This window comes from Chitinophaga polysaccharea (assembly GCF_902150045.1).
Taxonomy (GTDB): Bacteria; Bacteroidota; Bacteroidia; order Chitinophagales; family Chitinophagaceae; genus Chitinophaga; species Chitinophaga polysaccharea_A.
Window position 1 is genome coordinate 2,273,630 of record NZ_CABFVU010000001.1, and the last position, 25,538, is coordinate 2,299,167.

Consider the following 25,538-nt stretch of genomic DNA (forward strand, 5'->3'; position numbering starts at 1 on the left):
CAGCATACGATGATTACCATCTCCTATAATAGCTACCTCTCCCCCGGAATAAAAATCAGCGTTTCTTTTTACCGGAATTTTTTAACTGTTATATTTGAGATGTCCTGCTCCCTGTCTTCACGACCATCTTAAACCTTCATTATGAACATTAATATCATTACTCCTGCAGATGCCCGATATGAAGAGTGGAACAACCGTGGTGCTAACCTGAGATGGAAGGGCCATCCTTCCGGAATTATTCCTGTAAGTACTACAGAAGAACTGAAAGAAGCCCTGCAATATACAGTAGACAATGATAAGCGTGTAGTGGTCCGTGGCGGCGGTCACTGCCTTGAAAATTTTGTAGTGGATCCGGCTGTTGAGATAGTGATTGATATTTCCCCGATGAAAGGTATACGCTATGATGAAGAAATGAACGCGATTGAAGTAACCGCAGGCTCAACAGTAGGAGAAGTACTTGAAACACTGGACCGACAGTGGGGAATCCTGTTGCCGGCTGGGCAGCATCCGGCTATTGGTATAGGCGGACATATATCCGGAGGTGCTTTTGGGTTTCTCCACCGCCAGCATGGGCTGGCAGCAGATTATTTGTATGCAGTGGAAATACTTTGGGTGAATAATAAGCGACAGGTAGAGAAAGTGATTGCCACAAGAGAAGAGAATGATCCGAACCGCGAACTTTGGTGGGCGCATACCGGTGGAGGTACCGGCAACTTCGGAATTGTGACCCGGTACTGGTTTCGCGCTGCCGGTGTGCAGGAGCGCGATCCCTCGCTGTTATTGCCTAAATCGCCGGAAATACTGGAGACAATGGAAATGGAGTGGAACTGGGAGCAGATAGATGAACGGATATTTAAACAACTGCTCGACAATTTCGGGGAGTGGAGTAAAACGCATAGCGGTGCAGACACAGAAGCAGCCAACCTGTTTGCGACACTATACCTGCTTAACAAAGTAACCGGTAAAATTATGCTGAAAGCCGTACTATCTGATTGCTCGGAAGAAATAGCAGAAGAATTTGCGGCTACGATCTCTGCTAATCTTGGTATAACTGGCAGGGCCATACGAAAACCCATGCGTTGGCTGGAATTTGCATTACAGCCGTTTCCGGATATTTTTGTAGAACAGCGGGCGGCCTTTAAGGTTAAGGATGCATTGTTGCGGACGCCTTATACACCGGCACAAACGGGAATTATATACCGTTATCTGACAACACATAATGATGTACCTGGAGGCGCTGTAGGCCTGGCTACTTTCGGTGGCAAAATGAATGCGGTAACAACAGATGCTACAGCATTTCCTCAACGGGATTCCATTATGGCTACCGCTTGTAATGCAGGGTGGATTGATCCGGCTGATGAAGCCAAATCGTTAGCATGGACACGGGGCGTATACCAGGAACTGTTTGCCGAAACAGGTGGATTGCCTATACCGGGCGGACAGGCAGGCGGATGCCTGATTGCCCATCCTGACGCGGATCTGGCCGATGAGCAATTCAATAAATCAGGGGTGCCATGGCATGTATTCTATTACCAGGATAATTACAAACGGCTGCAACGCGTAAAGGGGAAATGGGATCCGCTCGGGATATTCCGGCATGCGTTGAGTGTGGAGGGAGCCTAATAGGGCCATACAAATTTTACTTGAAATTTCTTGCTTCAGAAAAGAGCGTTGCTGCTATTTCATCTGTTTTTGAAGGTGGTTGCATTGCCATGCCAGTTGCTTTGGAAGGCAATAGCTGGCGCAGGAATTTAGACAGATCGTAGCAGCACGTTACAATAACATGAACCACTTCTCCTTCCCGTTGCAGCGTGCCTTCCACCATCAGGAGCCTGGCCTGCAGGATTTCCTTGCGATACCTGGTGAACTGCTGTTGAAACACCACCAGGTTACTGCAGCCTGTTTCATCTTCGATAGTAATAAAGCAAACACCCTTTGCAGTACCGGGTCTTTGGCGAACCAGCACAAGGCCAGCTATCTTTACAGCCATGCCATTCCCTACGCCTTCCAGCTCTTTTGCAGAAAGGATATGCAACAATTGTAATTTTTCTCTTACAAAGCTTACGGGGTGCGCTTTTAAAGATAAGGAAGTAGTACTGTAATCCTGTACTACATGTTCTGAAACAGACATTTCAGGTAGCTGTACCTGGTCTTCTACAGCACTTTCAGATGGTTGACCAGTGAAAATACCAATAGGACGGTCATGAAGTGCAGAAACCTCCCAGAGGGCTTTACGGCGATCAAGCCCCATAGACCGGAAAGCGTCTGCATCCGCCAGTTTTTCCAGGGTGGTGAGGGTAACCCCTGCCTCTCTCAATGCCTCTATGGTAGTGTAGCCGGTATTGCGGCAGGCTATAAGTTGCTCTACATCTTCCTGTCTGATTCCTTTTATGTGGCGAAAGCCAAGGCGCAGGGGGCAATAATCGCCAGTTTTTTCTTCCAGTGTATTATCCCAGAGGGAAAGATTTACATCTACAGGTTTTACATCTACTCCATGTTTCCGTGCATCGGTAACAATTTGTGCAGGTTGGTAAAAACCCATTGGCAAACTGTTAAGCAAAGCGCATGCAAAAACATCGGGGTAGTGACATTTGAGCCAGCTGGAAACATATACCAGCAGGGCAAAACTGGCAGCATGACTTTCAGGAAAACCATAGCTGCCAAAACCTTCCAGCTGTTTAAAAACACGCTGGGCAAATTCCGCTTCATATCCTTTGGCCACCATACCGTTTACCAGTTTATCACGAAGCCGGCTTACCTGGCCAGGCGCTTTGAAGGTGGCCATACTTCTGCGGAGCTCATCGGCTTCTGCAGGAGAGAACCCGGCAGCAACGATGGCTATCTGCATGGCCTGTTCCTGGAACAATGGGACGCCCAATGTTCTTTTTAAAATTTCCTCCAGCTCCGGAGAAGGATAATCCGGTTTCTCTTCCTCATTACGGCGTCGGAGATAAGGATGCACCATATCTCCCTGGATAGGCCCGGGGCGTACAATAGCCACTTCAATGACCAGGTCGTAAAACTTTTTAGGCTTTAACCGTGGCAGCATGGATTGCTGTGCACGGCTTTCGATCTGGAATACACCAATGGTATCTGCATGGCCTATCATTTCATATACCTTCTCATCATCTTCCGGGACTGTTGCCAATGTAAGAGGGCGACCGTAATGTGTCTTTACCAGATCAAAGGCTTTGCGGATACAGGTAAGCATTCCCAATGCCAGCACATCTATCTTAAGAAATCCAAGTACATCTATATCATCTTTGTTCCATTCAATACAGGTCCTGTTTTCCATTCGTGCATTCAGGATAGGGCACAGGCTAGAGAGTGCTCCCTTTGTAATAACAAATCCACCGGTATGCTGCCCCAGCTGACGGGGAAACCCGATAAACTGCCGTGTGAGCTCCAGCATTTTCTGAAGGTGCGGATCACGTGGATCAAATCCCTGTTCAGACAAAGCTTCCGCGTCCGGCTCATCTGTAAACTCCCATACTGAACCGGAAAGACGGCTAATGGTGTCTACAGATAATCCCATTGCTTTACCTACATCACGGATAGCGCCTTTTTGCCGTTGCTGGGTAACGGTAGCCACAATAGCAGCACGGTCACGGCCATACTTTTCGTAAATATATTGAATCACTTCCTCACGCCGCTCATGTTCAAAATCCACATCAATATCGGGTGGTTCATTCCGGGCTGATGAAATAAAACGTTCAAACAGCAAATCAATTTTTGTAGGGTTCACAGCTGTAATGCCCAGGCAATAACATACTGTAGAATTTGCTGCTGAGCCCCGGCCCTGGCAAAGGATTCCCTGCTGCCGGGCAAATCGTACAATATCATATACGGTTAAGAAGTAAGAGGCATAATTCATCTCTTCTATGAACGAAAGTTCATGAATAATAGCCTTGCTGATTTTTTCGGGGATATCATCCCCGAAGTATTCCCTGGCTCCCTGCCATGCCAAATGAGTAAGTTCCTCCTGCGGGGTACGGCCATCGCTGGTGATTTCTTCTGGGTAAATATATTTAAGTGAATCAAGTGAAAACCGGCAACTCTCTGCTATCTCTGTTGTACGTAAAATGGCATCAGGATATTGCCGGAAGAGCCGTATCATTTCCTGCTGAGGCTTTAAATATCTTTCAGCGTTTTCATGCAACCGGTAACCTGCTGTATAAATGGTGCATTTTTCTCTTATGCAGGTTACAATATCCTGCAGCTGCCGGCGCTCAGGGATATGATAATGCACATCGCCTGTAGCCACTAAAGGAATGTTATACTTTGAGCATAACTGTGACAGGCGATATAGTTTTTTAAAATCATCTCCCTGGTAAGAGCGGGTTGCCGAAATATACAGATCTGTTCCCAACGCCTTCTTATATTCTTTCATGGCCCGAATAAAAGAAATATCGAATTCAAACCGTTCATCCAGCGTAGTAGGGGGCAGGGCAATAAATTTCATTCCGGCAGCATGTTCAAATACATCTGCTTTATACAAATGGCACGAACCTTTTTCTGCTCTCAGGTTGCCTTTGGTAAGTAACGTGGAAAGGCGCCCATACGCCTGCACATCTGTAGGATAAGCCAGTAATGATGGTCCATCCAGCAAATCCAACCTGCATGCAGGTATAATACGTATACCCTTGATCTTTGCTGCAGCGTGGGCACGAACAATACCCGCCAGACTATTTCGGTCGGTGATGGCTATTTCCTTGTAACCCAGTATTGCAGCCTGTTCCACCAATTCTTCCGGATGTGAAGCACCTCTTAAAAAGCTGAAGTTAGTGGTAACCTGCAATTCCGTATAACTCATATCTCCTCATTTTCTCACGCAAAAAAACCATGTATAAACCAGGTATAAGATTTATGCCCGGTATAATGCCCCAGCCTGAAGAGCCAGTAACGGCTGCCCGCTTCATCTTCCACTACATAATAATCCCGGTGCTGCCCTTCCCGTAACCACCACTCACTTTCAATCCGCTCAGGCCCGTCTGCTTTCTTCACTTTATGCACTTTGTTTTTATAACGGAAATGCATAGGCGGATAGTCAGGTATGGGCGCCGCTACTTCTATAGGTTCGGGCTCAGGAAGCAGCTGAATAGGGCGGGGGCGGCCTGTTTTCCATAAAGCTGTTGTTTTTTCATTAAGACTGCTCACTGGTTTAACAGACCATTCCGGCCAGTGATGTTCAGCAGGCAGGTAGCGGTGAACTGTTCCTTTACCGGTTTTACTCTCTAACCGGTCGATCAGCTCAGCAATGTTTACATCTTCCAGTCCTCCTGCAGCATTCCAGAATGTTTCTTGTAACGGGCGCACATCTTCCACTACAGGAGCTTCGAGTATAAACAGTTCAATCCCAAGATCTGGTTTAATCGCTGCTATACTGAGTTCAAACAGCCTGAACAGGTGGTTCACATTATGTGATGGATGTCCTGTACCGATGTCCAGTTGTTCAACACCACCATCTACCTTATAGCATTTAAACTGAGCGCGACGTAGCCCTTTTTCTTCCTGGCAAAGACGCTGGCAAAGGGTTTCCAATAACCGGCCAAGCGCTATTTCAATTCCTGTACGGGTAACAATAGGTTCCAGGCATGGCAGTCGCTCCTGGTAAGGTTCAACCGGCAGCAAGGGCTGAATCACTTCATTTTCCAGTCCTGTAAACTGATCAAGACGCATCAGTAGCTCCTGGCCAAAGCGGCGGCGCAGCACAGCGCGTGGCATTCCTGCAAAACTTCCTGCCTGACATAGCCCTAATTTTATCAATCGTTCACAGATGCCTGGCTCCAGTCGTAATGCCGCAGGAGGCATTTCCATTAATACCGAGGATTGTTCTCCGGCAGGAACTATTGCAGGTATTGACCCAAACCGGGCCACCGCCCATGCGGCTCCTATGGTATCGGCCATTCCTGCACGTACCTGGTACCCGATGCGAGTAAGCCTGCTCACTATATCTTCCATATATAACTGTTCGCCACCCCAAAGATGTGCGCAGCCTGTAGCATCCAGTATAAGCCCATCGGGAAGATCTGCTGCCGCTACAGGTGTAAAACGGATAGCCCACTCCCCGAGAGCATTCAGGATACGGCCTGATTGTCCTTGCTTATCATCAATTACCTGCAGGCTGCCTATAATTGCCCGGGCATCTGCCACCGCCATTCCTTTGGTAATCCCCTGTGCCTGGGCAGCCATACTGGCTGCTGTAACAATCATGCGCCCATGATCTGGCAGGGCCAGCACAAAAACCTGATCCCTCAAAGCCGGCCGGCAACGGATTAACCAGTCCGTCATCAGGTGGGGGAACCATATAGAGATAAAGCGCCTCGACATACTACCCGATTTTACGGATCAACACTGGCTGTACTATTGGCAATTGTTCATCTGCAAACCTGAACCTGCCGGAAAACCATTCTATCTGCCATTCGCCTGGTTTACCATTACGGATCTTCAGCAACTCCACATTCCACCGGGGAAATCCTACACCAGGCATGCCGCCTTCCGGCTCGCTTGCCAATGGTGTAATACGCCAGCGGGCAACGCAGGTGGTGGTATTCAAAGCAGCAGCTTTCCTGCGAAGGATAAATCCTGTAACCCTGCTTTGCTCTACGGCCAGCTGCAAGCGCCTGGAAGCGGTAAAACTGATTTCTTTTACCTCTCCGATAACAGCCGCCAATCCTTCACATTTCAATGCTTCTTCCATTGCCCATAATATATCTTTTTCACGTTCCAGGTCTACAAAAATGATCCGTTCAGGCGCTATACCAAAAGCTTTCAATGCCGGAGGGAAAAGTGTACGGCAGGTACTGATCCATATGCAGGCGCCGCCACTTTTCATTAATGTATTCAGCAATCCGCTTATAAATCCTGCGGTAGCAGCAACATGTTCTGCTTCAGTATTCACAAACTCATGTATCACACCGGTTGGAAATGTTTCATTTGGAAAAGCTGCTGTGATCCGCCCAAGCCCCATATCCACACTCGTACTATTGGCTTGTTTAAAGCCTTGTAAAAGGAGAATATCCTTTTGCAGGCCAGCAATGATAGCTGCTCTTTCTGCGGGCATAGTCAACAGCTGTTTTAATATTAAAACTAATTTATTTAGCAATATTACTAAAATAATTAGTAATTTGGTGATATTATTTCCAGCAATGCGCAATTAAATAATAGTAACGATTTTAATAACCAATAGCAGGAAGCAGCAGAAGATATTTCGTATCGTCGTTAACGTTAGTAATTACTGTATCGCTTTATTTTATTCGTTTCGAAAAATGTAATTTATTACCCGATCAGAAAAAGCACATCATTATGTTACAAAACAGAGTTGATCCATTTGGTAATATCATTAAAACAGCAGCCAGGGGCCTTTTCATGGGCAACCGGGGGCTTTTACATAATGAGCATCAGGAAATTATCCGTTCTTATAAAATAAAAACCTGGATCACCTGCGTACTGGCATTTAAAAACAGAAGGAGAACAGTAATGGCTCCCAACAGGTATACAGAGCTTTTCTTTATGGATGAGGCCACCTCTTTTGCAGCAGGCCACCGGCCTTGTTTTGAATGTCGCAAAGCGGCTGCTCAACAGTTTAAATCACTGTGGCTTCAAGGCAATCCTGGTAAAGGTTTGAATGAAAAAACACTGATCGGGGAAATAGATAAAATACTTCATACAGAACGGATAGATAAACATAATTTAAAAGTTACTTATAAAGAAAACCCGCAGGCATTGCCTGATGGTACTTTTGTGAGTATAGAAGGAGCTCCCTATCTTCTTAAGAAAGGATTACTTTATTTATGGTCTCCTTTTGGTTATGCAACAGAAATGCATTTGCCTGAAGGCGGCAAATTATCTGTTTTAACGCCACCATCTATAGTAAATACTTTCAGAGCAGGGTATATTCCCCAGATGGCGATTTAGGCAGAGGCGCAAGAAACGGGTTCTTTTACGTACACATTGACAGTAAATTTGTGCACTGAACAAGAGCGATATCTATCTCACTAAAAAAAATAAAATGATGACATATTATCATAAAACAATGGCATCCCCTGTAGGACAGCTAACCCTGATAGCGGGTGATAAAGGCCTGGCAGCGGTGTTGTGGGAAAATGATCTTCCAGGCCGTGTACCAATCAGCAACAGCATACCTGATATACATCACCCTGTGCTCTGCCAGGCAGAAGAACAACTCAATGAATATTTTGCGCAGAAACGTACTTCCTTTTCCATTGAACTGGATTTTTCGGGAACTGAATTTCAAAAAAAGATATGGCAGGCACTGTTAACAATACCTTTCGGTGAAACGAGAACTTATGGGCAGATCGCAAAACAAATTGGCGATCCGAAAGCTGTGCGTGCTGTGGGAGGCGCTGCCAACAAAAATCCAATTTCTATTATTGCTCCCTGTCACCGCGTAATAGGAGCTTCAGGGAAATTAACCGGGTTTGCGGGAGGACTGGCTAACAAGAATCTTTTACTTCAGTTAGAAAATAAAGTCAACCCAACATTATTCTAGTTACTTGCTGAGGTTCGGAGTTTATACTATCTTTCCGGAAACCCAATACAAGTGTTGCATACTTTTTCAACGGAAAACTTTCACTCCATCTGTGATGAGCTATGCCGGCAGGATCCGGAATTAGCCTTTATAGTAAAAACGTATGGCTACCCACCAATGTGGACAAGGTCTAATACATTCGAAAGCCTGGTACATATCATACTGGAGCAACAGGTATCTCTGGCCTCCGCCTTGGCGGCACTTAATAAATTACGGGAAAAGCTCACTAAAATAACACCTGTCAACCTACTTAAACTAACAGATGAGGAACTAAAGGCATGTTATTTCAGTCGCCAGAAAATGTTGTATGCCCGTTCCTTAGCCCAGGCCATTCAAAGCCGGGAATTCAGTCCTCCGGCGATGGAAACCCTTCCTGATGAAGAAGTGCGTAAAAACCTGGTGGCCCTGAAAGGGATCGGCAACTGGACCGCCGATGTTTACCTGATGTTCGTACTCCAGCGGGCAGATGTTTTTCCTATCGGAGACCTGGCAGCCGTAAATGCACTTAAGAAAGTAAAAAAACTACCTAAAGACACTGCCCCGGAACAATTGCTTAAAATATCAGCATCGTGGCAGCCTTACCGTACCGTTGCTACAATGATACTGTGGCACTATTACCTGTCGTTGCGTGTGAAAGATTATAATGCTGAAGTGGAGAAAATAAAGAAAGCGGTGGTAATGTAAATTTCTAATGGCTTTCTACGCTGTTAATAAACACTGTCAAAAGCTATAAACTATGACGCAGCACTGTAGAAGATAATATGGGGATCTGTTGGATAAGCTTTAATCTAAAGCTCTTATTAAAAGTCCAGAAAACGTATTGGGCAATATCTTAAGTAATTAATATTCCAGAAAGAATCTACTGTAATAGAGTAAGATTACTAAGTAAGATTAGGGACTATTTCAATAAGTGTGTAAACTTAAAAATCGGGGATCAAATTAATAATTAGATTCTCACTCTTTTATCAAAAATAGTTAAAAACTGATTTAGGACCATGCCCCAGTTTCTAATGGGCATGGTCCATTTTTTTGATACTTCCCGTAAAGCCAGGTATACTGATTTAAGGACAGCTTCATCAGTAGGGAAGGATAGTTTGTTTTTGGTATATTTTCTAATTTTACCGTTCAGATTTTCGATGAGATTGGTCGTGTAGATGATCTGTCTGATCTCCATGGGAAAGTCAAAAAAGACAGTCAGGTCTTCCCAGTTTTCGCGCCAGCTTTTGATGGCGTATGCATACTTTGTACTCCATTTAACATCCAGGGCGTCAAGAGCAGCCATGGCAGCCTGTCTGGTTGGTGCAGCATAAACATCCTTCATATCGGTGGTAAACTCCTTTTTATCTTTCCAGACTACATAGCGGCAGCTGTTACGTATCTGGTGTACGACACAAACCTGAGTTGCAGACTGAGGGAACACCGATTTGATAGTCTGAGTGAAGCCATTAAGATTATCCGTGGCTGTAATTAGAATATCTTCCAGGCCACGGGCCTTCAGATCTGTAAGTACAGTCATCCAATAGGCAGCTGATTCATTCTTACCCAGCCACATTCCCAGGACTTCTTTGAGGCCATCCCGCTTTAGGCCGACAGCGATATAGACGGTTTTATTCACCACTTTGCTGTTCTCCCGTACCTTGAACACAATGCCATCCATCCAGACTATGAGATAAACCGGTTCTAATGGCCGGTTTTGCCAGGCGACAATATCTTCTGTCACCCGGCTGGTGATGCGGCTGATCGTGGCCGTGGAAACGTCAAATTTATATACTTCTCTTATTTGCTCTTCGATGTCGGACACACTCATTCCCTTGGCATAAAAGGACACAATTACCTCTTCCAGGCCCTGAGCCATCCCTTCGCGTTTAGGGATGATCATAGGATTAAAGCTAGCATCACGATCTCTGGGAACTTTTATCTCAGATTCACCATAGCTGGTCTTAATCTTCTTCTTACCATAGCCATTACGGCTATTGGCACTATCATTATGTTCATGCTTGTCATAGCCCAAATGGCTATCTAGCTCTCCCTCCAACATCTTTTCAATACCCCGCTTCTGAATCTGGGCAAGAAAATCGTTTAGCTGATCTGCTGTTTTAAACTGCTTCAGAAAGTCGTCTGATAAAAAATCTTCTGTCTTCATAAAACTGTATATGCTTTAAAATTAAAAAATCAGAGCTAAACCCCGATTTTTAATATTTACACAGTTTATGAGATAGTGTCTAAGATTATGCAATTACCGGTTCTTATTATTTGTGCAGCCAACATAGAGATCATATCAACCAATTTGAAGTTGAATTTACTGGTTGCTTTTCCTTCAACAGGAACTTCATTTAGGTAATGCAATTAGATAGGAATTTTGTAGGGTAACTAACCTTAATACGATCCGAGACTGTAAAATGAACTGTGTCAAAGGTTAAAAATAATTTCAGACCTTTAATACAGTTTATTTTACAGTCTCACGAGGAATATAGTCAACCAGTCACATACACTTTATGCTTTCTGGTTGACATTTTTTTACTTCTTTCACTATCCTTCTTTTACTTTATCAGCGTTAATTACCCAAAATGCTATTTTCAGTACTATCCAGATACATGCAAATAGTACAACTGTAGATATAACCAGTATTGGTAGTGTTGTTAACTTCAATAGCTGCCCTTTTTGTTTGACATAAGCTACCTCTTCAACTCCACAGTCTAAAGAGCTTGGATTATTAATACCCAACTCTTCCCATAGTTTTGCATCGAAGCTAACTACTTCTGTTCCTTCTCGCATTGGATAGCATCCAAAAATGGAATGGTACTCATAGGAATTGTGATCTAATCTTTGGGATAACTCTAACAGTTCCTTAGCCTTTTTATATTTGGGGATTGCAATAATTCCTGTATAAGTACAAAGGAGAGAATAAATTAACCCTCCAAAACAGATCAGTAAGAGAAGGACTACTACCATCCTTCTTGCTTTACCTGATACGCTTCTTCCATTAGTTGCAGATCGTATAAACCTATCTACCCAATGTTCAGGAGAAATTTTAATTTTCATAGCGATTTTAGGATTTAAGTAATTCTTATAAAAGTTATATACTAAGGTCAAGGATTCCAATAAGTGCCCACTAGGCTACCTTCAAATAGCATGGCAGTGCCTTCATATACTATTGAGCCACTATTTAAATCTGACCAATAAAGATGATAAACATCACCTGACCTATTGATAGACAATTTAGCTGTATAGTTTCCATCAATTTGCAGCCATGTAGTTTTATATTCACCTTCAAATACATCGTTTGAACCTTTTTCTCTCTTGCAACATTCTGTATAAGGTGTAGCCTCTGCGTGTTCAAGGTATTTTGAAGTCAAGCACCCATCACCTTCATTTCTGAATGTAAATGCTCCAATAGTTTCTTTGCTCATAGGTATTGTTTTATAGTAAGTAAATTATGTGTAATATCCTTTAGGGTCACCACTACAACTTTTGTTGCTTTCCAATGTATTTTATATGTTTTAAGGCAGAAGTTGTGAAGATCAGCCATACATGAACTTTTACAACTTCTGTTGCTAAAAGTAATAAGAAACAAATAGTAGGCAGTCAATCCCCTATATATTTTCTGTCTGACTGTCTTACACCATAAGTTAAAAGCGTACCCTCCCGTAACAACTTATACCCAAGACAGGTAAATTCAATATTCAAATCAGGCTTAAAACTCTATTCTTTTCAGACTGACAGCCAGACTGGCTTAAAAAAACTACAATATTCTATATAGTGTATTGCAGAAATTTTATGCCAAACCAATACTATAGCTATTTTACAGGGGTTATGATAGGTCAATCTTATAGTTAGTAATAAACCTGTCTAAACTTTTATACCTATACAAGAAAATTAATGCCTTTCAAAAAACTATCATTGCTTACAGGTTCATTGACCAAATAATATTTCCCTTTCTCCCCATTGTATGATTTTTGAGTACCTGTGATATTAGTAAACATTTCAAGTATCATTGCAATAGACTTCTTTGTGGGCGTAGTTTTGGTCTGATAAAAGTTAAAACATCTAGCTAATACCTGATCAATACTTTTTAGAGAAGCCATAAGTTCCTTTGATTGATGGTAAAGGTCATCTGGTAGCTGTTGGTCATAATCTTTATGTAATAGAAACTCCCCTGAATGTTGTATTAGCTGGCTCCTTACAAACTCAATAAATCTGTTCTTAACTTCTGCCAGTTGTTTATAAAGGCCCAAAAGTTCAAGTAATTCCCCTTTGCCATTGGAATTTGCAGCATTCGCAACACATGTTCTTATGTATTCATCCTTCTCTATTTCAGCAGTACTGCCAGTTTTAATGAAATGAAGTGTTTGGAAGTATAAATTCCTATTACTGTAATAAGTGCCAAAGGTTGATATGCTACAAAGTTTGCTGCCATGATATATTTGATTAATAAAATAGACCTCTGCCCGTATTCCTTCACTGTTCTTTTCTTTTACCACACTGGCCTCAAGGCACTTGGGCAATGCCTTTAATCCATCTGAATAGGACAACTTTTTTAGATGAGCCATTTTATCAGCATCCAGTAATGCCATTAAACCAGCTACCTTATGTTTCTCATTAAGCCTAATTTCACGATAGTGCCTTGTTTGATAGGTTATACTTCGTAATTGGGCATTCCCAAATTGGTTATTAATTGCAGCCCATAAAACATAAGGAGAAAGAAACTTACCAATAGAAGGATATTTATTTACTGCATGTAATGTACTGTTATCCAGTAGATAATTATTAATCGTATAAGCAGAAAGCCCAATTTCTGGTGCTACCTGCCTTATCTGATCTAGTAAGCTATCACCTTCAACTGCTCTCTTACCTTTAAAATCCTCTGCTTCTATTAGCTTATCAAGAACAGCATTGCAGGTGTAGGGTAAAACACTTGCTTTGTCGTTTATAAGTATGGGGGAAATACTGTTCTTATGGTTTTCTATATCAATTATTACAGGAGGTTCATACATGAAAATGTGTATATCCCCTCCATTCCTTACCCTTGATATTGCCTGAATAAGTGCAGAAGCCCCATCTGTGAAAATGCCATAACTAGCCTTATTATCTCCCTTAACAGCAGGTAAGACGACTATTAACACAGAATTTTTTTCTCTCAAATCAATACCTGTCTTAAATGCAGTGCCTATGTTATGGCTATGGGTGCTAAAACTGTTATTGGTTTCTCCTGTAAGAATATTAGGGGATAAAGCCCTGATTTCAACTGCTAACCCATCATCATTCTTGGTGTTAAGTAACTCTGTGATAAGTGTTTTGTGGCCAGTCAGTATGTTGATCTTCCTGCCTTGCTTCTTATACTGATCTACACAGGTTTTGATATAATTCAGAGGGGATAGGTATTTACTCCCATATGGTACAGAAGTAATATGCAAATGAAGGTTAGCAAGAGGTGCAATCTGCTGCCTGTCTGCTTCATAAATTTTAATCTTGCAATCAGTGAGAACTGAAAGATATTGAATGACAGGTATAGATGCGAAATTATAAGTAGCACTTGAAACGAAACATTTGTGTATCAAGTCTTTCCAGCTAAATAGGTTACGAAGGAACTCATTTTTGAAATGCTCTATAGAATCATGTAACTCATCGAAGAATAAAACTACTTTCTTGTCAAGGTCTGTGAGGTATTGCTTTATATGCTTTAGGTAGTTCCTTTTTACAAGTGCTTGATCTTGTATATTCTTACCGGGGTTTTGTAACAGGCAATTTATAGTCATAACCTGTACTTTCTTTGATACAATTGGCCTAAAATCATTCTCTGTCAGGTTTTCATCATTGTTCAATAGCAGGTAATTAAAAACATTATTCTCTGATAACCTTGCTTTTAATGCTGTATAGTCTTTTTCAACCAGCTTTTGGAAGGGGCTACAGACAATAACATAATAGCCACCTTCAACATATTTCTCAATGAGGTCATAAAAATTACTGCTTTTCCCTCTGCCAGTTTGAAAGTTAAAAACTGTAGTGTCTTTGCCTGTATAGTCGAATGGTTCAAGGTGTTTATCCACTTCTAAATACCTGTCAGTGCCAAAATTCACCTTTTCTACTGAAACAGTGAAATTATCTGCCTCATGGTTGAAAAGGTCTTTTTCCAGTTTAAAATAGTCTATTGGTGTATTTTTTAAGTCGAAGGTTAATGCCTGATTTCGGAAATGATTCTTTACTAATTTATTTGAATGCACAGGGCTATTGGTAGTTTCCATAAGTATATCGGGTACTAGGATAATAAAATTAGCACCCAATATACTTAAAACTTTGATTTACAACTATAGGCTAATAATTAACCCCATCAAGATTAGAATAATAAACCCTGCTACAATCTGTTCCACAGGACTTTGTTCTAAATCAGGTATTACTACACCCAACAATGCACCCAATCCCCAACAGATAAGCAGCAATAATGGAATACTCAAAATGATACTAACTATCTCCATTTGCCATAATTTTTAAATCATCAGGAGACTTAAAGGAGGTTTTAGGCAGCGCTACAGCAGGCTTACTTACATCAACATAGTTATTAATTGCTGTTTTAATGGTGGTATGCCCCATCAGATAAGCCACATCTGTTAATGGCATTCCTTGCTGTACTGCTCTGGTTCCAAAACAATGCCTTGCTACATATAAATCCCTATTTCCAAATTTCAGTTGTACTAACAAAGGCTTAATAACCCTTCTCTGCAACATTCTGTCATCAATGGATAACCCTTTAGGAGAAGGGAATACAAAATCATCAGGATTTTTGCCCTTCACCTGTGTTAACAACAACTCTCTTAGTTCATCAGTCATAGGGAGATACCTCACATTCCCTGCTTTAGTATCCTTGCTTATCCTTGCTGCATGGTGTGTACCTTTATTTGTTCTGGCAAAGGCTTCTGATATTTCTATGGTATTGAGGTCAAAGTTGATGTGTTTTACTTTTAACCCTACTGCTTCTGCATTCCTTACCCCAGTTAAAAAAATGAATTTCAGAAAAGGGTAATAAAATGAGTGTTTAATAGGAGAACATTTATGACAATGGGTATCCAGCCTGATTGCTTCCAGAAAAACAGCTATTTCTTCCTCTGATAATGGGATTCTCCTTTCATTCTTCTTGTTCTGTTGTTTTTCCTGTCCATTAACCCTTCTGCTACTTACATACAAAAGTGGGTTGCTGGCAATTATTCCTGAATCCTTCAACCATGTGAAAAATGCAGAAAGCATATTTAGCCTCCTGTTGTAAGTGGATACAGACCACTTCTCTACATTCATGGTGACTGCGATTTCTCCCAATGGAATATTTACCCACCTTAACAGCACCTTGTAAACCCCATAATAATCAACAGAATGGTCAATATTGATATTCCTGATATTCTTTGTCCAGTCTTTAAATTTATCTGATAACTCATGAAGGTAGGCTATAGCAGGGGTAGGAAGGGTTGTCTTTTTTTTCAGGTAATACTGTTACTGGCTTAATTTTTTGGGGCTTATACTTCTCCAAAGAAGTATCAAAACAGCCCTTCATAATATCCAGCTCAATTTCTGCTACTTTAACTGTAGCATGGTGCATATTTTCAGGAGAATAGGCATAAGGCAGGTTCAATAGGTATCTTTTTCCATTGTACCTCCATCTTAATCTTATTCTACCCCTGTAGTTTTCTATATTAATTTCCCCTCTTGGGGATTTTGGTTTGATACCCATTTTGAAACCCAAATTGAAAATTCAGGTCACTTTTATGGTATCATCTTATAATATGAAATATAGGATTCTGCAAAAGTTGTAATGCTGTAAAATGCCTACTGGCAGAGATTTCAGGGCATAAAAAAAGGTAGCTTTTCAGCTACCTTTTTAAGTGGTCCCACCAGGGCATGATCCTGGGACCCCCTGATTATGAGTCAGGTGCTCTAACCAACTGAGCTATAGGACCCGTTCCGAAAAACTAAATTCCCCTTTTCAGGGGACGGCAAAATTAATTATTTTATTGAATTAACCTAAAAAAATTTCAGCTATCATTAATAAATTTGTGCCATGCAAGGCATAAAGAATATTATTTTCGATTTGGGAGGCGTTATCCTGAACATCAATTACCAGCTTACCAGTGAGGCATTTACTCAGTTGGGAGTAAAGAATTTTAATGAGCTGTATTCACAGTTTCATGGCTCCAGCTTATTTAACAGCCTGGAAACAGGGCATGTTTCAGTGGAAGAATTTCTGGCCCAAATGCAGCAGCATGTACCTGAGGGGGGTACCCACGAACAGATAATAGCAGCATGGAATGCTATGTTACTGGATTTTCCTTTACAGCGACTGCAGTTACTGCAACAATTGCGGCAGCATTATAATTTGTATCTGTTGAGTAATACCAATGCCATCCACCTGGAAGCTTTCAACCGGTTATTGCAGGAGAGCAGGAGCATTCCTTCGCTGGGCAGCTTTTTCGATAAGGCTTACTATTCCCATCTGATGGGTCACCGCAAACCGGATAAGGAATCATACCTCATGGTAATGGAGGAAAACGGGCTGTTGCCGGAGGAAACGTTATTTATAGATGATACGTTACCGAATATAGAAGGGGCGAAGGCAGTCGGATTACAAACCATCCACCTGCAGGCGCCGCGGACGATCATGGATATTTTTCAGCCCCAAAAGGCTTTATAAAAAGGGCCGGTGATCTACCGGCCCTTTTCTATTTAATTTCTTCGAAATCGATGTAATCCCCTTTATCAGATTTTTTTGGTTGCTGAGGAGGAGGGGGCGGAGTGCCGGATTGCCCGCCATTTTGCTGTTCATACTGCTGGCGCATATGATCCTGCATATCGCTCATTTGTCTGCGTACCTGCTTGGTAACCCTGTAGCCTGGTATGATCAGGTCGAATACCAGTTTGTAGAGCAGCCAGGCCAGAAATATAGAAACAAAAAATCTTAACATAATGACACGAAGGTAGCGGAATATACATTCCGACTTCCTGAAAATCACCTCATTTTAAGGTTTTTTTAACTTTCGGGAGGAGATTAAAGTCCGAGCAGGGCCGCGGATGCCAGGGCTTCTTTCTTATTGAACTGCCACGCCATTTTTCGGGCGTTGATGGCATCTATAATAGTACCGATACCGCAAAAACCAAGGGTGATAAAGTATACAATTCCCATGGCGATCTGGTCCAGCAAGAAGCGTTGAACACCCGCAAAGCCCAGGAAGCCGATAAGGCTGCAGATAAGAATCGTTTGTGGATCTTTGCGTCTGCCCTGGTATACTGCCAGGAATCTTTGTTTGTTCTCCGCAGAGTAGCTCTTGGTAAGCTCCTGTAGCCACATCATTTCCTCGGTTTCGATCCCGGGGAGCATCGCAAATGAAAAATCGTTCATAGTGTTGGGTTTATAATTGTTTGAAATCAGCATATTGATCCCTTGCCAGTTGTACTATGCGGTACAGCAGCACAGCTACTGCCAGGGGAGCAAACCAATGATGATGGATGGAAGCGCTCCACTGCCCATGTAAAAAATAATGGATCCCATGGCCTAATCCACAGCCAGGGCAAATGGGGATCCCGATATTTTTAAACAGACATAAACTGCCGGCATTTTCATCAGGAGTCATCAAATACAGAAGGGTGAGGCCCAGGGGCCATGCCAGCAGCTCAATATTTATTTTTCGCCAGAAAGGGGTTGCCACGTCAGATATTTTTAAAACATATATGAAAGATGGTGGTGCATCTCCCATAAATATTTAAATACAAGTTAAAGAAATAGTTTTTCAATCAAAATAAAATCCTACTTTTGTATGAGGAAAAATGATTCAAACGAAGGGGACGAGATATTGTCCCCTTCGCGCTTTTTGTATGGCAAACGAACACGTGATAAAAACGATCCGGGAAATGGCAGAAGGACTGCTGGTGAATGATCCCGACAATTTTTTGGTAGACATCAGAATTAAGCCCACTAACAATATCAAGCTCTTTTTAGACGGGGATAAAGGGGTGCCGGTGGCTACGCTGGTATCATTCAACCGCCAGTTATATCCTTTGCTGGAAGCGGCTGAGCTGTTCCCGAATAATGATTTCTCCCTGGAAGTTTCGTCCGCAGGCCTGGATGAACCGCTCAAACTGCACAGACAATACCTTAAAAATATTGGTCGGAAAGTGGAAGTTACCCTGCTGGATGGCTCCGTAAAGGAAGGTACCCTGCAAACGGTTACCGAGGATGCTATTAACATCGAGGAACTGATCGGGAAGAAGAAAGAAAAAAAGTCAACTGATTTAAAACTTAATGAAATAAAGCACACAAAGGTGTGCATCGTGTTTTAAAATATAACAACTAAACATGGCTAGTATTAACCTGATTGAGTCATTTACTGAGTTCAAGGAGGCGGAAAACATTGACCGTCCTACGTTGATGAAGGTCCTGGAGGATGTGTTCAAAACGCTTCTGCGGAAAAAATATGGCTCAGATGAGAATTTTGACGTGATTGTAAATACCGAAAAAGGTGACCTTGAAATATTACGCCGTCGAACCATTGTAAATGATGGGGAAGTAGAAGATGACAACGCTCAGATCGCCTATTCTGAAGCAATCCTGGTAGAGCCGGATTACCAGGTAGGAGAGGATTTATATGAGGAAGTAGAGATCATGGACTTTGGCCGCAGGGCTATCCTGGCGGCAAAGCAAACTTTATCTGCCCGTATCGGCGACCTCAAAAAGAACATCCTGGTAAAGAAATATGCTGATAAAGCAGGTGAAATTGTAAATGGCGAAGTATACCAGGTTTGGAAAAAAGAAGTTTTATTGCTTGATGATGAGGGGAATGAGTTAATTTTGCCTAAATCTGAACAGATCCCCACAGATTATTTCAAGAAAGGGGAGAACGTAAGAGCAGTGGTGAAGAAAGTTGAAATGAAAAACAACGCGCCACTCATCATTCTCTCCCGTACACATCCATCCTTCCTGGCTAAATTGCTGGAAATTGAGGTGCCTGAGATCTTTGACGGGCTGATTGTTATCAAGAAAATTGTTCGCGAACCGGGTGAAAGAGCCAAAGTGGCTGTTGAATCCTACGATGACCGTATAGACCCGGTTGGGGCTTGCGTGGGTATGAAAGGAAGCCGCATACACGGAATCGTACGCGAACTGAGAAATGAAAACATAGATATCATTAACTTTACCACCAACATTCAATTGTTGATCCAGCGTTCGTTAACACCTGCCCGGATCAGCCGCATGGAAGTGGATAATGAGAACAAATACGCTTCCGTTTACCTTAATCCCGACCAGGTATCACTGGCTATCGGTAAAAAAGGAGTAAACATAAAGCTGGCTTGCGAACTGACTGGCTTTGAAATTGATGTATTCCGTGATGAAGCACAGGAACAGTCAGAATTTGATATCGATCTGGAAGAATTCTCGGATGAAATCGAAGAATGGATAATAGATGAGCTTAAACGAATAGGTTGTGACACTGCCCGCAGCGTATTAGAGCTGACCGTTGAAGAACTGGTTCGCCGTTCCGATCTGGAAGAAGAGACAGTGCAGGATGTAAGAAGAATATTACAGGAAGAGTTTGACAAAGAATAAAGCCGAGCCACAACCCTTCCCAGGTAAAGGCCTTATTAGAAAGGGAATTGATTTTTTCGAGTTATTGTTTAAACGTAAAAAAACATCCCGTTTTGAAGAAACGGGAAACAGGGGAGGCCCGAAATACGATATGCCTGAAACAACAAACAACACACCACGATTGCTGGCTGCAGCCAAAGAGTTTAATATTGGTAAGGAAACCCTCATCGATTTCCTTGGCAATAAAGGCTTTGATATGGACGGCTTTGGTTCTCCAAATGCCCGTCTTACGGCTGTTATGTACACAGCACTGCAGTCGGAGTTCCAGCAGGACAAGGCTAACAAGCGCAAAAGCGACCAGATAGCCCTGCCTAAAGGAAGCGTGTTAGAAACGATGAAGAAGAAAGAAAAAGAGGAAGCGGAAGCGGCGGCTAAAAAGAATACCACTAAAGAAAAAGAAGAGACGGCTGCTGCTCCCAAACAGGAAGCAAAGCCTGAAACTAAACCGGAACCGGCTAAGGAAACCCCTAAACCGGAACCACAACCACAGGCGAACGTTGCCCCGGCAACTCCGCCACCCGCAAAGGAAAAAGCTGAACCGAAGCCTGAACCACCCGTTGTTACAGCTCCCCCTGTTGCGGAAGTTCCCAAAGCGCCGGCAACGCCTCCTCCGGCAGAACCAGACACAGTGAAGAAAGCTGAGTCGCCGAAAATAAACGGCCCTAAAGTAATCACCACTATCGATCTGGACGCATTAAACCGCAATAAAAAACCAGTTGCCAAAAAGGACCAGGAAGAAACCCCGGCTCCGCAACAGGCAGCAGAAAAACCTACGGTAAAAGAAGAAAAACCTGCGGTTACCCCTGCTCCTCCAGTTGCTGAAAAACCGGAACCTAAACCTGCTCCTGCACAAGAGGCAACTGCAGCGCCAACTGAAAAAACAGTTGACAAGGCTGATAAAGTGGAACAGGCCCCTAGAGCCGAAACCACTACACCGGCAGAGAAAGTAGCGAAAACAGACAAAACCGATACGACAGACAAAACGGAAAAAGCCGCACCGGTTGAAGATAAACCTGTAGTTAAAAAAGTGGAAGAAGTATTACAAGAGGCAAAACCCGCTGCAGTCAAAGAACCGGCGCAAATTCCTGTTAAAAATGTTGTAAAACCGGAAAATCGCAAACCCTCTACTGCCGAAAACATCCCACCTACACCCCCTCCGGCCGCCTCACAGGGACAGGACGAGGCTTCAGGTGCTGCTGTGATTGAAAATATTCAGGCCGAAAAATTAACCGGCCCTAAAGTAATCGGCAAAATTGAGCTGCCAGTTCAGTCTGACAGACGCGATAATAATAAGAACAGCAACTTTAGCAGGGACGAGAAACGCAAACGCAAGCGTATCATCGTAGAAAAGAAACCTGAACCTGTTCAGCCTAAAGACTTTAAAGAAGGCGACCGCAAAGAAGGCGGCGCTCCCGGCGAACATCGCCCGCATCAGCATGGCGGACAAGGCGGCAACCGCCCCCACCATGATAACCGCGGCGGCGGACACCAGGGCGGTAATCGTCCTCAGGGCGATAACCGGACCCACAACCGGCCAGGCGGTGGTGCCAACACAGGTACCGGCGGCGGTGGCTACAACAGACCTGCCGGACAGGGCCAGGGCGGAGGCTATAACAGGTCTGCCGGACAAGGTGGTCCAGGTGGTGCTAACAGACCTGCCGGTCAGGGCGGCGGTTACAATCGTCCGGGCGGCGGACAAGGTGGAGGTAACAGACCCGGACAAGGCGGTGGCTATAACAGGCCAGGTCAGGGCGGCAACTTCAACAGACCAGGTCAGCACCGCGGCGAGGATAAGCGTACTACCGAAGAAAAAGAAATCGATAAGAACGAGATCCAGAATAAGATCAAGGAAACAATGGCCAAACTCGGTGGCGGCGGTCGCGGTAAAAACGTGAAAGCCAAACACCGCAGGGAAAAACGCGAGGAAAGAGCCAATCAGAAAATTAACCAGGGCGACGGAGAAAGCAAACTCCAGGTAACAGAATTCGTTTCTGTATCCGAACTGGCCAACCTGATGGATGTAAGCTTCGCAGAAGTAATCTCTAAATGTATGGGCCTCGGTATCATGGTATCTATCAACCAACGCCTCGATGCGGAAGTAATAGAACTGGTTGCCGGCGAATTCGGATATGAAGTTGAATTCATTGGTCTGGAAGATGCAGAGGAAACTGATGATGAAGATGAAGTAGATGATCCTGCAGACCTGGTTCCACGTGCACCGATTGTAACTATCATGGGTCACGTCGATCACGGTAAAACCTCCTTGCTCGATTATATCCGCAGTGCGAATGTGGTAGCCGGTGAAGCCGGTGGTATCACCCAACACATCGGTGCATACCAGGTAACAACAGCCAGCGGTAAAAAGATCACCTTCCTCGATACTCCCGGTCACGAAGCGTTTACCGCGATGCGTGCCCGTGGTGCCAAAGCAGCGGATATCGCTGTTATCGTGATCGCTGCTGATGACGCCATCATGCCACAAACCAAAGAAGCCATCTCCCATTCACAGGCTGCCGGTCTGCCAATGGTATTCGCTATCAATAAAGTGGATAAGGAAGGATCAAATCCGGAACGGATCAAAGAACAGCTGGCCGGCATGAACCTCCTGGTGGAAGACTGGGGCGGTAAATACCAGAGCCAGGAAATATCTGCGAAAAGCGGGTTAAATATCGATGTGCTCCTCGAAAAAATATTGCTGGAAGCAGAACTGCTGGAATTGAAAGCCAATCCCGACCGTGAAGCCTCCGGAAGTATCGTGGAAGCTACCCTGGATAAAGGCCGCGGTTACGTTGCCTCCCTCCTGGTACAGAATGGTACCCTCCGTCAGGGCGATACCATCGTATCCGGTTCCTTCTTCGGAAAAATCAAAGCCATGTTCAACGAACGCGGCCAGAAAATGGAAGAAGCAGGACCATCCATGCCAGTACAGGTACTCGGTTTGAATGGAGCGCCACAGGCAGGTGAGAAATTTAAGATGTACTCCGATGAGTCCGAAGCTAAAGAAGTAGCTAACCGCAGGGCACAAATCGTTCGTGAACAAGGTATCCGTACCAAGAAACATATCACCCTGGATGAAATCGGCCGCCGTTTGGCACTGGGTAACTTCAAACAGCTGAACCTCATCATCAAAGCCGATTTTGATGGTTCCGTGGAAGCATTGAGCGACTCCCTGCAAAAACTGTCTACCGAAGAAATCGTGATCAGCATTGTTCACAAAGCAGTAGGTCAGATCACAGAATCCGACGTATTGCTGGCAACCGCCTCCGATGCTATCATCCTCGGATTCCAGGTACGTCCTTCTTCCCAGGCAGCCAAGCTTGCGGAAAAAGAAAATATCGAGATCCGTAACTACTCCATCATCTATGACGCGATCGATGAAATCAAGAGCGCCATGGAAGGTATGCTGGAACCAAAAATCGAGAAGAAAGTGGTGTGCAACGTACAGGTGCGCGAAACTTACAAATTCGAGAAGGTTACCGTGGCAGGTTGCTTCGTTGTTGATGGCAAGCTGACAAGAAACACCCGTATCAACGTGGTGCGCGACGGTATCGTGGTTCACACCGGCGAACTCGGCTCCCTGAAACGTTATAAAGATGACGTGAAGGAAGTGGCCGCCAATATGGAGTGCGGTTTGAGCGTGCGCGGATACAGCGATCTGAGACCTAACGATTACATCGAAGGGTTCGAAGAAGTAGAAGTGAAGAGAACTTTATAAAAGCTGGTAGCCTTCTGCTACCCCGCTTTAAGATAACATACAGCGAAGAAAATAATGATCCATCGTGCAAAACCTGGCATCGTTATTTTCTTCGCTTTTTTTGGCTAAGATGCTTATGGCTAAAAGGCGGCAGCTTATCTAAACTTTTGTTAAATCCATCGACTTTCCCTATACTACTGACTTTTAAATGGTTATTTTTGGTTTTTACCGCTTTTGTATGAAGAAACTTTTAGCATTATCCGCAGGCGCTTTGCTGTTATGGCAGGCTTCTACGGCCCAGCAAAAACTGGTGGCAGACAAGATTATCGGCGTTGTAGGAGATAAAATTATCCTCAAATCCGATATGGACGGAGCGCTCAGCGACCAGCAGCATAACTCGCCCGATGGCAACCTGCCGCCGGACGCAGCCTGCAGAACACTGGAAATGCTGATTTCCCAGAAAGTGATGGTGTTACAGGCGGAAAGAGACAGCTTACCCGTGAGCGATGGCGATGTGGAAGCCCAGATGGAAAACCGTATCCGGTATTTTGAATCAATGTACGGCAGTAAAGAGAAAATGAAGGAAATTACCGGCTATTCCATTTACCAGCTCCGCGAACGCTTCCGCCAGCCTATTAAAGAAGGTTTACTGGCCCAGGCAATGCGCAACAAGATCGTTGAGCCGGTTAAGGTAACACCCTCAGAAGTAAAACGCTTCTTTGATGCTATTCCTAAAGACAGTCTCCATTTTTACGAGTCCGAACTGGAAATAGGTACCCTGGTATTACAGCCAAAGGCTACCCGAGAAATGGACCAGTACGCCATAGATCGCATCCTCGATTTCAAAAAACGTGTTCAGAATAAAGAATCAGATTTCGGCTCCCTGGCTATCCTGTACTCCGAAGATCCGGGCGTAAAGGATAACAAAGGCGTATACACCCTGAACCGTAATGATAAAAACACCTGGGATCCCGACTTCCTGGCAGCTGCTTTCCGTTTGAAAGAAGGGGAAATGTCTTCTCCTGTGAAGTCGCAGCACGGCTACCACCTGATCATGATGCTGAAACGCTCCGGCGATAATGTTACAGTACAGCATATCCTTGTAAGAGCAGCTGTAACCAAATCGGACCTGGCTGCCAATACTGCTAAACTGGATTCCATCCGTAAAAGTATCCTGGCGGGAAAAATCACCTTTTCTGAAGCTGTAGCAAAATACAGTGATGCGCCAAGTGCCAAATTCGACGGCGGCATGATGCAGTCTAAAACCGGAGATGGAAGCACCCTGATCACTATTGATCAGCTGGATGATCCTACAGAAAGAGATATTGTAATGATGCTGGATACCCTGAAGCCAGGCCAGATTTCAGCACCGGTGCAGTTTACGGACGAAAATGGCCGTGCAGCAGTACGGATCGTTTACCTGAAAACACGCACCCAGCCTCACCGGGAAAATCTTACCGACGATTATTCGCGCATCCAGCAAAGAACACTGGATATCAAACGCGCGGAAGCCATTAACAAATGGCTCATCGAAAAGATCCCCACTTTCTATGTACATGTGGATGATCAATATAAAGAGTGTAACCACATCAGCCAATGGATGGCTGGCTTGGCCAAACAATAATAATCATAAAGCTATTCATTAAAGCGGGGAGAAGGGCGAAAGCTTTTGT

The 25,538-nt window shown here is 43.8% G+C and carries 21 protein-coding genes and 1 tRNA gene; 9 read left to right on the plus strand and 13 right to left on the minus strand.

Annotated elements, in window-relative coordinates:
* The first annotated feature begins 141 nt into the window (after positions 1-141).
* On the plus strand, positions 142-1,623 hold the full coding sequence (locus FN124_RS09210; protein ID WP_142684439.1) for an FAD-binding oxidoreductase: 1,482 nt from the start codon (positions 142-144) through the stop codon (positions 1,621-1,623).
* 16 nt (positions 1,624-1,639) lie between these two features.
* Here FN124_RS09210 and FN124_RS09215 read toward each other — a convergent pair whose 3' ends face one another.
* The 3 genes from FN124_RS09215 to FN124_RS09225 are packed head-to-tail and all read right to left on the minus strand — an operon-like array spanning position 1,640 to position 7,063.
* Entirely contained in the window at positions 1,640-4,813 is a 3,174-nt protein-coding gene (locus FN124_RS09215) for an error-prone DNA polymerase (RefSeq protein WP_142684440.1), read from the minus strand.
* A 14-nt stretch (positions 4,814-4,827) separates the two neighbouring features.
* Positions 4,828-6,330, minus strand: a complete 1,503-nt coding sequence (locus tag FN124_RS09220) for a Y-family DNA polymerase (protein WP_142684441.1) — start codon at positions 6,328-6,330, stop codon at positions 4,828-4,830.
* Position 6,331: 1 nt separating this feature from the next.
* Positions 6,332-7,063, minus strand: coding sequence for an ImuA family protein (locus FN124_RS09225; RefSeq protein WP_142684442.1), 732 nt, complete (start codon positions 7,061-7,063; stop codon positions 6,332-6,334).
* Between the two features lie 449 nt (positions 7,064-7,512).
* Between FN124_RS09225 and FN124_RS09230 the strand changes: the two genes are divergently transcribed.
* The 3 genes from FN124_RS09230 (at position 7,513) to FN124_RS09240 (ending at position 9,235) form a co-directional block, all read left to right on the plus strand.
* Positions 7,513-7,917 carry a hypothetical protein gene (locus tag FN124_RS09230; protein ID WP_260607376.1) on the plus strand — a complete coding sequence of 135 codons (405 nt, stop codon included), beginning with the start codon at positions 7,513-7,515 and terminating at the stop codon, positions 7,915-7,917.
* Positions 7,918-8,011: 94 nt separating this feature from the next.
* A complete protein-coding gene (locus tag FN124_RS09235; protein ID WP_260607377.1) occupies positions 8,012-8,512 on the plus strand; it encodes a methylated-DNA--[protein]-cysteine S-methyltransferase in 501 nt (166 codons plus the stop codon).
* Between the two features lie 51 nt (positions 8,513-8,563).
* Complete coding sequence (locus tag FN124_RS09240; RefSeq protein ID WP_142684444.1) at positions 8,564-9,235, plus strand: DNA-3-methyladenine glycosylase family protein; 672 nt, start codon at positions 8,564-8,566, stop codon at positions 9,233-9,235.
* A 262-nt stretch (positions 9,236-9,497) separates the two neighbouring features.
* On the opposite strand, the gene FN124_RS09245 is transcribed toward FN124_RS09240, so the two are convergent.
* The 7 genes from FN124_RS09245 to FN124_RS09275 all read right to left on the minus strand — a co-directional run bounded on the left by FN124_RS09245 (position 9,498) and on the right by FN124_RS09275 (position 16,494).
* Positions 9,498-10,694, minus strand: coding sequence for an IS256 family transposase (locus tag FN124_RS09245; RefSeq protein ID WP_142684445.1), 1,197 nt, complete (start codon positions 10,692-10,694; stop codon positions 9,498-9,500).
* A gap of 386 nt (positions 10,695-11,080) precedes the next feature.
* Positions 11,081-11,593: a hypothetical protein gene (locus FN124_RS09250; RefSeq protein WP_142684446.1), complete on the minus strand. Its 513-nt coding sequence runs from the start codon at positions 11,591-11,593 to the stop codon at positions 11,081-11,083.
* Positions 11,594-11,640: 47 nt separating this feature from the next.
* Positions 11,641-11,961 carry a hypothetical protein gene (locus tag FN124_RS09255; protein ID WP_142684447.1) on the minus strand — a complete coding sequence of 107 codons (321 nt, stop codon included), beginning with the start codon at positions 11,959-11,961 and terminating at the stop codon, positions 11,641-11,643.
* A 453-nt stretch (positions 11,962-12,414) separates the two neighbouring features.
* Complete coding sequence (locus FN124_RS09260; RefSeq protein WP_142684448.1) at positions 12,415-14,793, minus strand: DEAD/DEAH box helicase family protein; 2,379 nt, start codon at positions 14,791-14,793, stop codon at positions 12,415-12,417.
* 217 nt (positions 14,794-15,010) lie between these two features.
* A complete protein-coding gene (locus tag FN124_RS09265) occupies positions 15,011-15,838 on the minus strand; it encodes a tyrosine-type recombinase/integrase (RefSeq protein ID WP_142684449.1) in 828 nt (275 codons plus the stop codon).
* Positions 15,839-15,971: 133 nt separating this feature from the next.
* Positions 15,972-16,268: an Arm DNA-binding domain-containing protein gene (locus FN124_RS09270; RefSeq protein ID WP_142684450.1), complete on the minus strand. Its 297-nt coding sequence runs from the start codon at positions 16,266-16,268 to the stop codon at positions 15,972-15,974.
* 152 nt (positions 16,269-16,420) lie between these two features.
* Positions 16,421-16,494, minus strand: a tRNA-Ile gene (locus FN124_RS09275).
* 101 nt (positions 16,495-16,595) lie between these two features.
* Between FN124_RS09275 and FN124_RS09280 the strand changes: the two genes are divergently transcribed.
* Positions 16,596-17,225, plus strand: coding sequence for an HAD family hydrolase (locus FN124_RS09280; protein ID WP_142684451.1), 630 nt, complete (start codon positions 16,596-16,598; stop codon positions 17,223-17,225).
* 28 nt (positions 17,226-17,253) lie between these two features.
* Here the strand turns inward: FN124_RS09280 and FN124_RS09285 are convergent, their stop codons facing one another.
* The 3 genes from FN124_RS09285 to FN124_RS09295 all read right to left on the minus strand — a co-directional run bounded on the left by FN124_RS09285 (position 17,254) and on the right by FN124_RS09295 (position 18,237).
* Entirely contained in the window at positions 17,254-17,496 is a 243-nt protein-coding gene (locus tag FN124_RS09285; RefSeq protein WP_142684452.1) for a hypothetical protein, read from the minus strand.
* Between the two features lie 83 nt (positions 17,497-17,579).
* A complete protein-coding gene (locus FN124_RS09290; RefSeq protein WP_142684453.1) occupies positions 17,580-17,930 on the minus strand; it encodes a TM2 domain-containing protein in 351 nt (116 codons plus the stop codon).
* Positions 17,931-17,940: 10 nt separating this feature from the next.
* Entirely contained in the window at positions 17,941-18,237 is a 297-nt protein-coding gene (locus FN124_RS09295) for a DUF2752 domain-containing protein (RefSeq protein ID WP_185937139.1), read from the minus strand.
* Between the two features lie 166 nt (positions 18,238-18,403).
* Between FN124_RS09295 and rimP the strand changes: the two genes are divergently transcribed.
* From rimP to FN124_RS09315, 4 genes are all read left to right on the plus strand, one after another.
* On the plus strand, positions 18,404-18,868 hold the full coding sequence (gene rimP, locus FN124_RS09300) for a ribosome maturation factor RimP (protein ID WP_260607378.1): 465 nt from the start codon (positions 18,404-18,406) through the stop codon (positions 18,866-18,868).
* A gap of 16 nt (positions 18,869-18,884) precedes the next feature.
* Positions 18,885-20,132: a transcription termination factor NusA gene (gene nusA, locus FN124_RS09305; RefSeq protein WP_142684456.1), complete on the plus strand. Its 1,248-nt coding sequence runs from the start codon at positions 18,885-18,887 to the stop codon at positions 20,130-20,132.
* Positions 20,119-23,886 (plus strand): translation initiation factor IF-2, encoded by a 3,768-nt coding sequence (gene infB, locus FN124_RS09310; protein WP_260607379.1) that lies wholly within the window; start codon positions 20,119-20,121, stop codon positions 23,884-23,886. Before nusA ends, infB begins: the two co-directional genes overlap by 14 nt.
* Before the next feature lie 217 nt (positions 23,887-24,103).
* Positions 24,104-25,489 carry a peptidylprolyl isomerase gene (locus tag FN124_RS09315; RefSeq protein ID WP_185937140.1) on the plus strand — a complete coding sequence of 462 codons (1,386 nt, stop codon included), beginning with the start codon at positions 24,104-24,106 and terminating at the stop codon, positions 25,487-25,489.
* Positions 25,490-25,538: the final 49 nt, after the last annotated feature.